Here is a 13,971-nt window from a genome sequence, read left to right as displayed (position 1 = left end):
CGATTGCAAAATGCGCAATCGCAGTTGCAAATAAAAAATCAGTTTTCGACTGAGGTATAAGTCGTATCGTCACGGTCGAGAGCATAGGGGCACGTTTCGGGAATCCTCCCAGTCCTCCCCTTGCAAAAGGCGCCGAAAACGATGTCCGTTTCCGCTGAGTCCTTCACGCCAACCAACGCTCGCATTGCCCACCCGGCCTATGCCGCAAAGGTCATGGATGCCACGGCCGCCGCAGAGCTGATCCAGCCGGGCGATACCGTGGGGATGAGCGGATTTACCGGCGCGGGGTATCCCAAGGAAGTGCCGCAGGCGCTGGCTGCGCGAATCGAGGCGAGCCATGCGGCGGGCAATCCGTTTTCGATCCGGGTGTGGACCGGCGCTTCGACCGGGCCCGAACTCGACGGCGCGCTGGCCAAAGTCAAAGGCATCGATTTTCGACTGCCCTACAATTCCGACCCTTATGCCCGCGAACAGATCAACGCCGGGACGATGCAATATATCGACATGCATCTGTCGCAAGTCGCGCCGATGGCCTGGCAGGGCTTTCTTGGCCCGCTCAATGTGGCGCTGATCGAAGTTTCGGCGATCCTGCCCGACGGGTCGGTCGTGCCGTCAAGCTCGATCGGCAACAACAAGACCTGGCTCGACCGCGCCGACCGCATCATCCTCGAAGTCAATTCCTGGCAGAGCGAAGCGCTGCAGGGCATGCACGACATCTATTACGGCACGGCGCTGCCGCCGAACCGCGTGCCGATCCCCCTGGTCAAGCCGCAGGATCGCATCGGCCAGCCGACGTTCCGCATCGATCCGTCGAAAGTCATCGCGGTGGTGCCGACCGATACGCCCGATCGCAATGCCCCGTTCAAGGCGCCCGACGCCGCGGCCAACGCGATCGCCGGGCATCTGATGGAATTCTTTGCCCATGAAGTGAAACTGGGCCGCCTGCCGCAGCATCTGTTGCCGATCCAGTCGGGCGTGGGCAATATCGCCAATGCCGTGCTCCACGGATTGCAGGACAGCCCGTTCGAGCAACTGACGTCCTATACCGAAGTGCTGCAGGACGGGATGCTCGACTTGCTCGACAGCGGAAAACTGTCGATGGCTTCGGCCACGGCATTTTCGCTCAGCCCCGAGGCCGCCGAGCGGCTGAACAACAACATGGCGCATTACCGCGATCGCATCGTGCTGCGTCCGCAGGAAATCAGCAACCATCCCGAACTGGTGCGCCGCCTCGGCTGCCTTGCCATGAACGGGATGATCGAGGCCGACCTTTACGGCAACGTCAATTCGACGCACCTGATGGGCAGCCGTATCCAGAACGGGATCGGCGGATCGGGCGACTTTGCCCGCAACGCCTATATCTCGATCTTCATGGCGCCTTCGACGGCCAAGGGCGGCAAGATTTCGACGATCGTGCCCCAGGTCAGCCATGTCGACCATATCGATCAGGACGTGCAGGTCATCGTCACCGATCAGGGCCTAGCCGATCTGCGCGGTCTGGCGCCGAAGCAGCGCGCCGAAGTGGTCCTCGCCAAGTGCGTCCACCCGACCTATCGCGACCAGTTGGCCGATTACTATGCCCGCGCGCTGCGCGATTCCTATGGCAAGCATTCGCCCTCGCTGCTGCGTGAAGCGCTGTCGTGGCACTTGCGCTTCGTCGAAACCGGCACGATGCTCGCTTGATCCGGCTCACCTGACCAGATTCCCCCCGGGGCGTTTCGCTCCGGGGGTTTTCGTGTCATGATCGCGTGATCATGAGCATGGAACCCGATCGCCCGCCGCTGCCGCCGTTTACCCGCGTCGAAGATGCCGCGCAGAAAGTGCGCCTGGCCGAAGATGCCTGGAACGGGCGCGATCCGGCGCGGGTCGCGCTGGCCTATACCCCCGACAGCCAGTGGCGCAATCGCGCCGAATTCATCACCGGGCGCGAAGCCATCGTGGCGTTTCTGGCGCGCAAATGGGCGCGCGAGCTTGGCTATCGGCTGATCAAGGAACTGTGGGGCTTTCGCGAAAACCGCATGGCGGTGCGCTTTGCCTATGAATGGCATGACGACAGCGGGCAGTGGTTCCGCTCTTATGGCAACGAATTGTGGGAATTCGATCCGCGCGGGCTGATGCAGCGGCGCATGGCCAGTATCAACGACGCGCCGATTGCCGAGCCCGATCGCCTGTTCCATTGGCCGCAAGGCCGTCGCCCCGACGATCATCCGGGGCTGAGCGAACTCGGCCTGTAAGGTTCCGGGATTTGGGGGCGAGGGAGAGCGGCTTTGGATTGGCTGGCATACGATCACTATCTCTATGCGGCGGCGGCCTTGCTCGGCACGTTCGTCGCGGCTTGGGTATTGCTCCAGGTGCTATGCGGACCACGATGGAGCCATGCAGTTGCCGGAATTGCGGGTGTGGTGCCGCCGTTCATCAATGTTTTGGGGGTCTTGTTCGGGCTGACGCTGGCGTTCCTCGCCAACGACACCTGGAACGCGCACGATCGCGCTCTGGCAGCGGTCAATCGTGAGGCGGATGCGCTTCATGCCATTGCCGTGCTCGCGGGGCACTTGCCTGCCGCGGACACTGTGCTGGTAGATGGCGCCGTGCGGGACTATGCGCGTGCCGCATTGGGTGAATGGCCGATGCTGTCGCGGCGCAAGACCAGCCCGGTTGCGATGCAGGCCGCCGATCGGTTGCTGGGCGTGCTGTCCGATCCCCATCTTGCCGCAGTCGGCGGCGCTGCGGCGGCAGAGCAGGACATCGCGCTTGCGTTGACGGTGCGCGATGCGCGTGAAACGCGGCTGGCATTGAGCCAGACTCATGTCAATCCGTTGAAATGGGCGGGCATGGCCGTGCTGGGCTTTTTGACCATGGTTTCGGTCGCGGTGGTCCATGTCGGCAATCCGCGCGCGATGCGCGTGGCGGTCGCGCTGTTTGCGCTCGCTTCTGCGCCGACAGCGGTGATCGTGCTGATCCATGGCAATCCGTTTCAGCCGCCCGCAGCCGTCTCCGCAGCGCCGTTGGCAGCCGTGCTGCCCGGCGTGTCACGCTAGTGGTCCGTTTTTGACATTTGCGACCGCGCTATCCGGATGGCGGGATGCAAATGTCAAAAACGATCCACTGGACACGCCTTGCCCAAGGCGCGGTCGAGCGCGGCAATCCGCTCGGGCGTGGCCGATGCTATTCCAAACAGCAGGCCGGGGCGCGTCGGCGCAATGGCGCACGTGGACAGGGCCGTGGGGGCCAGCCCGTGGTGGTGGAGCATCCGGGCGAGCGCGCGGTCATCGGCAGTCTGATCGCGCAGCCGGGTGCAAAGCTGCAATCCCCCGTCACGCGCGCCGGGCACCAGCCATGCGCTCCAGCGTGTCTCGATCATGGCGGCGGTCGCCTCCATGCGCGCGTGATAGATCTTGCGCATGCGGCGGATATGCGCGGCAAGGTATCCGTCGCGAATGAAATCGGCCATCGCCGCCTGAACATGCACCGCGACCGAGCCGCCGCCCTGCCGGATCGTGGCCTCGATCTTGGGCAGGAGCGCCTGCGGCACGATCGCATAAGCAAGCCGCAGGCCGGGGGCGAGCACTTTGGAAAAGGTGCCGATATAGGCAACCTGAGCCCCCGAACCCAAACCCTGGAGCGCGGCGAGCGGGCGCCCGGCATAGTGGAATTCGCTGTCGTAATCGTCTTCGATGATCAGCGCGTCATGGCGCGCGGCAAAATCGAGCAAGGCGATCCGCCGCACCAGGCTCATCGCCACGCCGGTCGGATACTGGTGCGATGGTGAAACGCAGATCAGGCGCGGCACGGTGCCGGGCGGCGCGGCGGCGCAATCAAAGCCCTGATCGTCGACCGGCACCGGCACCAGCCGCGCTCCGGCGCGGGCCAGCAGGCTTCGCGCAGTTGGGTAGCCGGGGTCTTCGACCCATGCGGCATCGCCCGGGCGCAGGCTGACGCGCGCGATCAGGTCGATTGCTGCCGCCGTCGAAGCGAGGATCACGACTTGCGCCGGATCGGCCACCACAGCGCGGGTGCGCGCGACATGCTCGACGATCGCCTCGCGAAGGGGCGCAAGGCCCATCGCTTCGCCATAGCCGAGATCGTGCCAGCGCAAGTGGCGCGCGCGCGCCGTCAGGCAGCGGCTCCAGGCCTTGACCGGAAACGCGTCGAGATCGGGCAGGCCGGGGCGAAACGGCATGAAGCGTTCGGGGTCCTGCGCGGCGCGTGGCGGCGTCGCGGCGGGGGCATCGCCATCACGCGGCCCGGTCGGCAATTCGGCAACGCGCGTTGCCGAGCCGGGCCGACCGGCGAGGAACCCTTCGGCGCGCAGCCGCTCATAGCCGGCGACCACCGTACTGCGCGCCACGCCGAGCAGCGCGGCGAGCCCCCGCGTCGAGGGCAAGGCATCGCCGGGCCGGATCGCGCCGGCGAGAATGCGGGCGCGCACGGCATGATAGATCTGCCCTTCGAGATCGCCACCGGTGCGGTCGAGATTCAGCCATGCTGCGCTGTCTTTTGCCATGAGACATCAAACCGGACTGCTGAAAAAATGGCAAGTGGATGTTTTGGCCATACCGCTTTGTGGATAGCCAGCAACTCCACCCAACCTGTCCGGAGGAATCATGTCGAGCTTTCCCGTAACCGAGCGCAGCAAAATCCGCCGGATGCACGAACGCGGCAGTCACGAGCATGCGGCGGTTCACGCCGTGCTCGACGCTGCGCCCCTGTGTCATGTCGGCTATGTCATCGATGGCGAGCCCTATGTCACCCCGACGATCCATTGGCGCAAAGGCAACCGGGTATTCTGGCACGGATCGGCGGCGAGCCGTTTTCTGCGCAAGATCGAGGGGCAGCGCGTGTGCCTGACCGTCAGCTTGATGGATGGCTATGTGCTGGCGCGTTCCGCCTATAACCATTCGGTCAATTTCCGCTCGGCGATGGTGTTCGGTCGTGCGCAGAGCCTGACCGATCCCGACGAAATCGCCGCCGCGCTGCGCCATCTGGTCGATGACGTGTTCCCCGGCCGTTGGGACAGCTTGCGCCCGATGAGCGCGCAGGAGCAAAAGGCGACCAGTGTGGTGTGGATGGACATCGAGGAAGCCAGCGTAAAGGACCGCGTGGCGCCGCCGGGCGATGATGATGAAGCCGACTATCCGGTCTGGGCCGGAGTCCTGCCGATGCGCACGGCCTTGGGCGCTGCCGAGCCCGCGCCGGGGCCGCACCATGACTTGCCTTTGCCCGAAGAACTGGCCCGGCTGATCGCCTCGGGGCGCTTGCGCTGAGGCGGAAAAGTAACCGTTCCGGACCAAGATGAGGCGATATTAACCACACTTCAAATGTTTCGAGGCGATAGCGGCGGCATCAGTATTTTTACGGAGCCGATGCGTGGTCACGGAACATCTGGACCCACCAGTATTTGAAATCGACCGCGCATCGCAGGCGGTCGATCCGTCACAGACACCCTGGTTCTTCAACGACGGCGGCTTTCCGGTCTATCTGGCCGAGCCGCCGTCGGGTGTGACCCCGATCGATGCCGCGCCGACCGATCCGCGTCTGGCCATGGGCTGCGAAGTCATCGTGTCCGGGGTGTCAGCGGTCAAGGATTGCCAGCTTTACGGTATTGAAACGCGGCTCGGCTTTGTCGCCGAGACGGTTTGTTTCGAACCGCTTTGGGCAACGCACATGATCGCGGCCGCGTTCGGCATCACGCTGGTCGAGCCGGGGCAGGCGGTGCGTCTCGAAAGCCCGGTCAACGATCTGGCGCAAGTCGAATATGAATACGGGGTCTGGGCCGGCCACTGGTCGCCCTATCAGAATACCGGCAACCGCCTGCTGAGCGTGGTCTGCACCGATCTCGAACACCACGATTTTCCCCATGTCTTTGCTTCGACCGATGCCCGCGTTCCGCTGGTCATTTCGGTCGGGCGCTATTGGCCAGCGCTCGGCAGGATGCGGCTGGCGGACTTGTGGGTGCCGCAAGGCTCGGCGCTCTATATCCCGCCAAAGCCCGCGCTGCCCGATCTCGAATGCCTCGACTTGCACAACAACCGCAATTCGGCGCGCGCCTGCTGGGGCAATATCGAGCACGACACCATTCTGACCCACACTTTGCTGCAACCGACCGGTGGATTTTTCCACTGGTACTGGAATGCCCGCGACACAGCCCATTCTCGCCCGCTCTGAGGATTTCGACGATGACCATACTTGCCTTCAATCAGGATTTTGGCGCGGCCGTCGCAGCGGGTGCGTTCGAAAACGAACTGGCCCTGCACAAGACTCTGCTCGAATCGACCCGGGCGATCCCGTGGAAAATCGATTGGGCGACCATGCGTTTTGCCTATATCGGGCCGCAGATCGAAGACTTGCTTGGCTGGGATCAGGGCAGCTGGTTGACTGTCGAGGACTGGGCGAGCCGAATTCACGAGGACGAGCGCGAACGCGTGGTCAATTTCTGCGTCGCGCAGTCGCAGGCCGGGGTCGATCACGAAGCGGACTATCGCGCGCTGACCAAGGACGGCGGTCATGTGTGGATTCGCGACGTCGTCCATGTCGTGCGCAAGCCTGATGGCGAAGTCGACAGCCTGGTCGGCTTCATGTTCGACATTTCCGAACGCAAAAAGGCCGAAGAAGAACTCGTCCGGCTGCAAAAGGAGCTGGAAGCGCTGTCGTTGACCGACGGCCTGACCGGTATCGCCAATCGCCGCCATTTCGATCAGCGGCTCGAAGCCGAATGGCACGCCGCGCGGCGAAATGGTCAGCCCTTGTCGCTGATCCTGCTCGACATCGATTTTTTCAAGCAGTTCAACGACCGCTATGGCCATGTCGGCGGCGATGCCTGTCTCGTCGCGGTGGCGCGCGCGTTGCAGGGCGTGGCACGGCGCGCGGGCGATCTGGTGGCGCGCTTTGGCGGCGAGGAATTCGTGGCGCTGTTGCCCGGGGCCGATGCGGTGGGCGGGCGCATGCTGGCCGATGCCAGCGCCGCAGCGATCGCCGCTTTGCGCATTCCGCACGAGGCATCGTCGGTCAGCGACTATCTGACTGCCAGCATCGGCGTGGGCACAGTCACGGCAAACGGCGCGAGCGAACCGCGCGCGTTCATCGATGCGGTGGACCGCCTGCTCTATGCGGCCAAGCAGAATGGTCGCAACCGGATCGAGAGTCTGGCCCGGTAAAGGGCGCGCTTACAATCCGGCCTTGATCATCCAGTCGTGGAACAGCCGTACCGGGCGCGATTGCAACGCGCGCGGACGGCACACGAACCAATAGCTGTAGGGGCTGTCGACTTCGATGTCATAGACCCGCGCCAGCCGCGTATCATGGCTGCGCGAGAAATGGTCATCATGCATGATCGCGATGCCCAGACCCTGGGCCGCGGCTTCGAGGAGCAACTGGCCCGAATCGAAATGGTCGACCGCCGCCGGTTCGAGGCCTTCGAGATGGAGCGTGCGCTTCCACGCTTCAAAGCTCATCGGCAAGTCGTTGTGGACGAGAAACGTCTGCTTCGACAGCTTTTCGACGTCGGGCCGGTCGCCCAGTTGCGCGGCCATTTCGGTGTTGGCGATGGCATAGACGCGGTTGTGATCGAGACGCACCGCGTGAAGCGAGGCATCGGGCCCTTCGGACAGGATGATCGCGGCGTCGATCGTATCGCCCAGCTTGGTTTCGGCGGCATGGCCGCTGTCGATGTCGATATGCAATTGCGGATGCAGCTTGCGCAGTTCGCCCAGGCGCGGAAACAGCCGCTGGCTGCCAAACAGCGGCAGCACGCCGAGGCGCAGCCGCATGACTTTGCCGGTGTCGATCAGCCGCTCGATACGGTCGGCCATTTCGTCGATCAGCGGCGCGACCGAATCATAGAGCACCTGGCCCTCCTCGGTCAGCTTCAGCGCCTGATGCTTGCGTTCGAACAGCGGCTTGCCGACGAATTCTTCCAGCGCGCCCAGCCGACGCGACAGCGCCGACGGGCTGAGCGCGAGTTCGGCCGCCGCTGTCTTGGCAGAGCCGGCGCGCACCACGCGGATAAACGCTTCGAGCGAACGCAGCGGGGGAAGGCGGCGGATCATGGCCGACCCCGCAGGGCAAATGGTCGTCCTCGACCGGTCGTATCGATCATGTTTTGCCCTTCATTCACCATCATCGTCCGCCGGTGCAGGGGCATGGAGCCGCAACCGGGTCAGCCTTCGCTCGTCCCCATCGGTCACTTCGATCCGCCAGCCGCTGTCATGATCGATGATCCGCCCGACCGGCGGTACTTCGCCAGCCAGCACAACCGCCAGACCGCCGAGCGTATCCACATCCTCGTCCAGAATGGCAAGTCGGGGATCCACCCTTTTTCCGACGTCGTCCAGCTCGGCACGGGCATCGACATCCCAGGTGTCGGCGTCGATGCGGTGAATGAGGTCGACCGGGGCATCGTCGTGTTCGTCCTCGATTTCGCCGACGATCTCTTCGACCAGATCCTCGATCGTGATGATCCCGTCGGTGCCCGAATATTCGTCGATGACAATCGCCAGGTGCATGCGGCTCGCGCGCATGTCGCCCAGCACGTCGAGCGCGCCGCGCGCCTGCGGCACGAACAGCGGCTGGCGCATCAGGCTCGACCAGTCCGCCGGTGGGGCGACACCGTCAAGCGCCATGTCCGCAACGATCCGGAACACGTCCTTGATGTGGACCATGCCGATCACTTCATCGAGCGATTCGCGATAGATCGGCAGGCGGCTGTGGCCGTGTTCGGAAAAGGCGGAGACCAGTTCGGCAAAGCTTGCGCCTGCCGGGACAGCGACGATCTGCCCGCGCGGAATGGCAACGTCGTCGGCGTCGTGTTCGCTGAAATGCAGCAGATTGCGCAGCATCTGCCGTTCGAGCGGCACAAGGTCGCCCGCGCCTTCGCCGGTGGCGCGCGCTTCGCCTTCGTGTTCCTCGATCGCTTCCTCGATCTGCGCGCGCAGAGACTGGTCGTGGTCCGATCCGCGGAACAGGGCCCTGGCCTTGCGCCAAAGTCCACCCCCGCGATGCTCGGTGCACCTGTCGCCTTCGCCCGAACGGCTTTCGCCGCCGGACCCGTTGCCCTCGGGCACTAGGTCATTCTCCATGGTTTGCCGGATCACGCATATGGGTCGGCAAGCCCCAGGAGCGCAAGCGCCTTCCGCTCCAGCGCTTCCATTTCCTCGGCTTCGCGTTCGCCCTCTTCATGGTCGTAACCGGCAAGATGGAGCAGCCCGTGGACGATCAGGTGGCTGGTATGGGCCGTCGTGGCAATGCCCTTTTCGGCCGCTTCACGGGTACATACGCCATGCGCCAGGATCAGGTCGCCGAGCATCGCCGGGGCATCGGCATTGTCCCCGGCCAACAGCACTTCCTCGCGCGAAAGCATCGGAAATGACAGGACATTGGTCGCCTTGTCCTTGGCGCGCCATTGCTTGTTGAGCGCGTGAACTTCCTCGTCATCGGCCATGACCAGGCTGACCAGCATGTGTGCGTGGGCCAATTCCGGAGCGACCGCCGCCGCAGCCTGCGTCGCCGCAGCGGCCAGCGCTTCCCAGTCGACGGTTTCGCTCCAGACCGGATCAATGTCGATGTCGAGCGCGGGCACGCCTGCAGGAGCGGTCAAGGCAGGGCGTCCTCGCCTTCGTAGGCTTCGACAATCAGCCCGACAATCGGGTGTCGCACGACATCGCCCGATCCAAAGCGCACCGTGCCGATCCCGTCGACCCCTTCGAGACGACGGACCGCATCGGCAAGGCCGCTGCCCGCGACGCCGCCGGGCAAGTCGACCTGGCGCGGGTCGCCACAGATCACCATGCGGCTGTTCTGGCCAAACCGGGTGAGGAACATCTTCATCTGGGCCGGCGTGGTGTTTTGCGCTTCGTCGAGAATGACAAAGGCATCGGCCAGCGTGCGTCCGCGCATGAAGGCGATCGGCGCGACTTCGATCTCGCCGGAAGCCAATCGCCGCTCGACTTGTTCGGGCGGCATGCAGTCATAAAGCGCGTCGTAAAGCGGGCGGAGGTAGGGATCGACTTTTTCCTTCATGTCGCCGGGCAAAAAGCCGAGCCGTTCGCCCGCTTCGACCGCCGGGCGCGACAGGATCAGCCGCTGCACCGATCCGTTCATCAGTTGCGCGACGGCTTGCGCCACGGCGAGATAGGTCTTGCCGGTGCCTGCCGGGCCCAGCGCAAAGATGACATCGTCGCGGATCAGCGCGCGCATATAGTCGATCTGTGTCTTTGACCGGGGCGCGATGGTCTTGCGCCGGGTACGGATCAGGATCGGGGGATTGTCGAGCGGAGCGCCGGTGATGATCCCTTCGAGTGTCGGCTCGTTTGACATCGCGATCAGCGCATCGACGGCGCCCGCATCGATTTCCTGCCCCGACAGGAGCCGTTGATGCATCGCGCGCAAGACGTCGCGCGCGCGCGCCACGGCATCGTCGGGCCCTTCGATCAGGGCCTTGGCACCGCGCGCCGAAATATAGACGCCCAGCCGGTTTTCGATCTGCACGAGATTGGTATCGAACTGTCCGAACAAGGCGCCCAGCACGGTTTGTTCATCGAACTCTATCTCGATTCGGGCGCGACGCTGAACGTCGCTGCGATGCGCGCCCTCGTGCGCAGCACCATAGTGGCCGGAAGGTTCGCCATGCGAATCGCGATGCGCCTCGGTCGTGGCGCGGGGGAACTTGCGGGCCATAATCCCCTTGGGGGTGTCTCCCTTGTTTGGGTGCATCCGGATAATGCAGCCCAAGATTATGCCGTGATGTGGCAGGCGCAAGACAGGCAATCACGAATTTTGCCCCGTTTGCGCTGATTTGCACAGCCTGTTTGCACAAAGGCGCAAATCAGGGCCAATCGCGGGGTTATGTCGCGGGCTTGCGACAAAGCTGAATCGTTTCTGCAGGCCCTGTGCGGTGACGGTTCATCGTGGCCGTGCCATAGCGTTCTGCGTTGCCCCGCAATCGGGGCCTCAAAACAGGAGGACGTGTTCCATGCGCTCGACACTCATTGCCGCCATCACCGTTGCCGCTGCCGCGCTTGCGCTGACTCCGGCCATGGCCGATGCCCGCCCCTTTCATCGCCATCACCATCCGGCGCCGCATCACCACTATCATCCGCACCACCGCGCGCATCACGGCTGAGCGGTCGTACCGGGCGGTCAAACCGGGCGGTCGTGTCAGCCGACGCGCCGCCCGGCCAGCGAATTGGGACCGGCGTCGATCAGATCGATTTCGACCAGGTCGCCGATATTCGCTTCATCGGTGAAATGAACCGATTGCAGCCAGGGTGATTTGCCCAGCCACTGCCCCGGCTGGCGCCCGCGCCGCTCGACCAGAACGGTGCAGCGCTTGCCGACCGAGGCGCGGTTGAATGCCAATTGATCGCGGTTGATGTGCGCCATCAGGCGTTGCAGCCGATCGTCCATGACCTCGGCGGCAATTTGGCCGTCCATCGTTGCCGCCGGGGTGCCCGGGCGGGGCGAATACTTGAAGCTGAACGCCTGCGCATAGCCCACGGCGTCGATCAGCGCGAGCGAGTCGGCAAATTCCGCCTCGGTCTCGCCCGGGAACCCGACGATGAAATCGCCCGAGAGCGCAATGTCCGGGCGCCCGGCACGCACCCGTTCGATGATCTTGAGGTAGCCCTCGGCGCTGTGGCTGCGGTTCATCGCACGCAGCACGCGATCGTTGCCCGATTGCACCGGCAAATGGAGAAACGGCATCAGCTTTGCGTTGCTGCCGTGCGCCTCGATCAGCGCATCATCCATGTCGGCGGGATGGCTGGTGGTATAGCGAATACGCGCCAGATCGGAGATCCTGGCCAGTTCGTGCGCCAGCCCGGCGAGTCCGATCGCCTGTCCGACCGCATTTTCGCCCGCCCAGGCGTTGACGTTTTGCCCCAGCAGCGTGATTTCGCGCGCGCCGCCGTCGACCAGCGCCTTGGCCTCGTCGACGAGATCGGCGAACGGCCGCGCGATTTCCGCGCCGCGCGTATAGGGTACGACGCAATAAGTGCAGAACTTGTCGCAGCCTTCCTGGATGGTCAGAAAAGCGGTCGGGGTCGACTTGCGCCGTTTGGGCAGCGCGGCGAATTTCGCCTCGGCGGGCATGTCGGTTTCGGTCTCGCGCGCGCCGGTGGCGGCAGAAGCGACCATTTCGGGCAGACGGTGATAGGCCTGCGGGCCGACGACGACGCGCACTTGCGGCGCGCGCGCCATGATTTCGGCGCCTTCGGCCTGGGCGACGCAGCCCGCGACCGCGATCAGCGGGGTCGAGCCGTCTTCCCGGCGCAGACGCCCGATGTCGGAATAGACTTTTTCAGTCGCCTTTTCCCGGATGTGACAGGTGTTGAGCACGACCAGATCGGCGGTTTCGCGCTCGTCAACGGCGGTCATCCCGTCGGCAACAAGCAGTTCGGCCATGCGCTCGCCGTCATAGACGTTCATCTGGCAGCCGAAGCTTTTGACGTGAAAGGTGCGGGGCGGGGTGTTCGCAGTCATAAGCGCCCGCCCATACGCCAGATTCACCTGAGGCGCAAAGGGGGGGAGAGGTGGTTATGCGGCCTCTTCGGGCGGGGCGTAGCGAACGGGGCTGACGACATGGGCGAACGGGCGCACCGGCTGGCCAAGGCGCGCTTCGAGTGCAGGCAGGATGCGCGCGCGCGCCTCGGCTGCGATCGCCTTGCGTCCCGGAAAATCGCGCGGGTCAAACGGTTCGAGATAGAACACTTCGAGCTTGAACGAGCCGCGTCGCGCCAGAATGCGCTTGGCATTGTCGACTCCGGCCTCGGTGCCGATCCAGCCGATCCATTCGCCGATGTCGCCGCCGTAATCGAGCAGGACGGGCTGAACCATGATCCCTGTCGGCGGCGGTTCGAGCACGCGCAGCATTGAGGTCTTGAATGGCAACAGCGATTTTCCGTCGGTCGTGGTGCCTTCGGGAAAGACCGTGATCGACCAATTGTCGGCGAGCGCCTCGCGCAGCCGGTTGATCTGGTCGGCAACGCCCATGCGATCTTCGCGGCTGACAAAGACAGTCCGGTTTATCCGCGCCAGCCAGCCGACCACGGGCGCCACCGAGAGTTCGGCCTTGGCCACAAACGCTGTCCCGCTCGCCCCGCCAAGCGCAAGAATGTCGAGCCAGGACAAGTGATTGGCGATAAAGAACACGTCACGCTTGAGCGGAACGCCGTGCACGCGCAGCCGCGCGCCGCACAAGCGGCAGGCGATGCGGAGAAACAGTTTGGGAAAGGGCGATCCGTAATGCACGGTGCGATAGGCATAGTGCAGCGGCACGCAGATCACCAACGCGATCAGCAATCCGATCGATCGCAGCACGAGGCGCACCCATCCGGCCCACGAAATCGGCGCGCCGCGATCGGGCCCGACCGTGCGATTACGCGTCACGGCCAAGTTTGACGCCATAAAGTTCCATCCGGTGATCGACCAGGCGATAGCCGAGCTTTTCGGCAATCTGACGCTGCAAGGCTTCGAGTTCGGGGTCGACGAATTCGATGACGCGACCGGTTTCGACGTCGATCAGATGATCGTGATGCGCCTCGGGCGTCGCTTCATAGCGGGCGCGGCCATCGCCGAAATCGTGGCGGTCGAGAATGCCGGCTTCTTCGAACAGGCGCACGGTGCGGTAGACCGTGGCGATCGAAATGCGCGGATCGCGCGCGACGGCGCGTTCGTGCAGTTTTTCGACATCGGGATGGTCATCGCTCTCCGACAGAACCTGGGCAATCACCCTGCGTTGGTCGGTGATGCGCAAGCCGCGTTCGGCACAGAGGGCTTCGATGTCGATTGGCTGGTGCACGTGTCATCCGCAAGTGGAAGGCGCAAGTGGAAGGCCCGCTCATGATAGGCTGTCGGACACAGACTGCAATGGCCGGCGGGAGCGATAGAGATTTTTGGCAAAAAGACACCCGCAAGACCATTGCAGCGCCCGGCGATGCCGGATTGCCAACGGTCATGCGGGTGTTCTTCATGGGCCGC

At 64.1% G+C, this 13,971-nt stretch carries 15 protein-coding genes; 7 read left to right on the top strand and 8 right to left on the bottom strand.

What is annotated here, in order from left to right; all coding sequences use genetic code 11:
* Nucleotides 1–141: 141 nt before the first annotated feature.
* From AQZ50_RS02510 to AQZ50_RS02500, 3 genes are all read left to right on the top strand, one after another.
* Nucleotides 142–1,683 carry an acetyl-CoA hydrolase/transferase family protein gene (locus AQZ50_RS02510; RefSeq protein ID WP_067742002.1) on the top strand — a complete coding sequence of 514 codons (1,542 nt, stop codon included), beginning with the start codon at nt 142–144 and terminating at the stop codon, nt 1,681–1,683.
* A 77-nt stretch (nt 1,684–1,760) separates the two neighbouring features.
* Nucleotides 1,761–2,234 carry a nuclear transport factor 2 family protein gene (locus tag AQZ50_RS02505; protein ID WP_067741999.1) on the top strand — a complete coding sequence of 158 codons (474 nt, stop codon included), beginning with the start codon at nt 1,761–1,763 and terminating at the stop codon, nt 2,232–2,234.
* A gap of 33 nt (nt 2,235–2,267) precedes the next feature.
* Entirely contained in the window at nt 2,268–3,038 is a 771-nt protein-coding gene (locus AQZ50_RS02500) for a bestrophin-like domain (RefSeq protein ID WP_067741996.1), read from the top strand.
* Nucleotides 3,039–3,091: 53 nt separating this feature from the next.
* Here AQZ50_RS02500 and AQZ50_RS02495 read toward each other — a convergent pair whose 3' ends face one another.
* Entirely contained in the window at nt 3,092–4,504 is a 1,413-nt protein-coding gene (locus AQZ50_RS02495) for a MocR-like pyridoxine biosynthesis transcription factor PdxR (RefSeq protein WP_067741993.1), read from the bottom strand.
* Between the two features lie 100 nt (nt 4,505–4,604).
* Here AQZ50_RS02495 and AQZ50_RS02490 point away from each other — a divergent pair, with 100 nt between their 5' ends.
* From AQZ50_RS02490 to AQZ50_RS02480, 3 genes are all read left to right on the top strand, one after another.
* Nucleotides 4,605–5,264, top strand: a complete 660-nt coding sequence (locus tag AQZ50_RS02490; protein ID WP_067741990.1) for a pyridoxamine 5'-phosphate oxidase family protein — start codon at nt 4,605–4,607, stop codon at nt 5,262–5,264.
* 103 nt (nt 5,265–5,367) lie between these two features.
* A complete protein-coding gene (locus AQZ50_RS02485; RefSeq protein ID WP_067741987.1) occupies nt 5,368–6,165 on the top strand; it encodes a hypothetical protein in 798 nt (265 codons plus the stop codon).
* An 11-nt stretch (nt 6,166–6,176) separates the two neighbouring features.
* On the top strand, nt 6,177–7,154 hold the full coding sequence (locus tag AQZ50_RS02480; RefSeq protein WP_067741985.1) for a GGDEF domain-containing protein: 978 nt from the start codon (nt 6,177–6,179) through the stop codon (nt 7,152–7,154).
* A gap of 9 nt (nt 7,155–7,163) precedes the next feature.
* Here the strand turns inward: AQZ50_RS02480 and AQZ50_RS02475 are convergent, their stop codons facing one another.
* From AQZ50_RS02475 to AQZ50_RS02460, 4 genes are read right to left on the bottom strand one after another with little or no spacing between them, the layout of a single operon-like run.
* Entirely contained in the window at nt 7,164–8,045 is an 882-nt protein-coding gene (locus tag AQZ50_RS02475) for a LysR substrate-binding domain-containing protein (protein ID WP_067741982.1), read from the bottom strand.
* 60 nt (nt 8,046–8,105) lie between these two features.
* Nucleotides 8,106–9,059 (bottom strand): hemolysin family protein, encoded by a 954-nt coding sequence (locus AQZ50_RS02470; RefSeq protein ID WP_067742453.1) that lies wholly within the window; start codon nt 9,057–9,059, stop codon nt 8,106–8,108.
* A gap of 26 nt (nt 9,060–9,085) precedes the next feature.
* A complete protein-coding gene (gene ybeY, locus AQZ50_RS02465; protein ID WP_231730070.1) occupies nt 9,086–9,592 on the bottom strand; it encodes an rRNA maturation RNase YbeY in 507 nt (168 codons plus the stop codon).
* The gene (locus AQZ50_RS02460) at nt 9,589–10,671 is read right to left on the bottom strand and encodes a PhoH family protein (RefSeq protein WP_067741979.1); all 1,083 of its coding nucleotides are present in this window, start codon (nt 10,669–10,671) and stop codon (nt 9,589–9,591) included. Before AQZ50_RS02460 ends, ybeY begins: the two co-directional genes overlap by 4 nt.
* 295 nt (nt 10,672–10,966) lie before the next feature.
* Between AQZ50_RS02460 and AQZ50_RS20310 the strand changes: the two genes are divergently transcribed.
* The gene (locus tag AQZ50_RS20310; protein ID WP_156427199.1) at nt 10,967–11,116 is read left to right on the top strand and encodes a hypothetical protein; all 150 of its coding nucleotides are present in this window, start codon (nt 10,967–10,969) and stop codon (nt 11,114–11,116) included.
* 35 nt (nt 11,117–11,151) lie between these two features.
* On the opposite strand, the gene miaB is transcribed toward AQZ50_RS20310, so the two are convergent.
* The 3 genes from miaB to AQZ50_RS02445 are packed head-to-tail and all read right to left on the bottom strand — an operon-like array spanning nt 11,152 to nt 13,792.
* A complete protein-coding gene (gene miaB / locus AQZ50_RS02455; RefSeq protein WP_067741976.1) occupies nt 11,152–12,474 on the bottom strand; it encodes a tRNA (N6-isopentenyl adenosine(37)-C2)-methylthiotransferase MiaB in 1,323 nt (440 codons plus the stop codon).
* Between the two features lie 54 nt (nt 12,475–12,528).
* Nucleotides 12,529–13,398: a lysophospholipid acyltransferase family protein gene (locus AQZ50_RS02450; RefSeq protein ID WP_067741972.1), complete on the bottom strand. Its 870-nt coding sequence runs from the start codon at nt 13,396–13,398 to the stop codon at nt 12,529–12,531.
* Complete coding sequence (locus tag AQZ50_RS02445; protein WP_067741969.1) at nt 13,370–13,792, bottom strand: Fur family transcriptional regulator; 423 nt, start codon at nt 13,790–13,792, stop codon at nt 13,370–13,372. The genes AQZ50_RS02450 and AQZ50_RS02445 overlap by 29 nt, the downstream gene beginning before the upstream one ends.
* Nucleotides 13,793–13,971: the final 179 nt, after the last annotated feature.

Origin of the sequence: Novosphingobium sp. Fuku2-ISO-50, assembly GCF_001519055.1 — a bacterium.
GTDB lineage: Bacteria > Pseudomonadota > Alphaproteobacteria > Sphingomonadales > Sphingomonadaceae > Novosphingobium.
The sequence above is the reverse complement of the archived record's forward strand: the minus strand, read 5'-3'. Positions and strand labels throughout refer to the sequence as shown.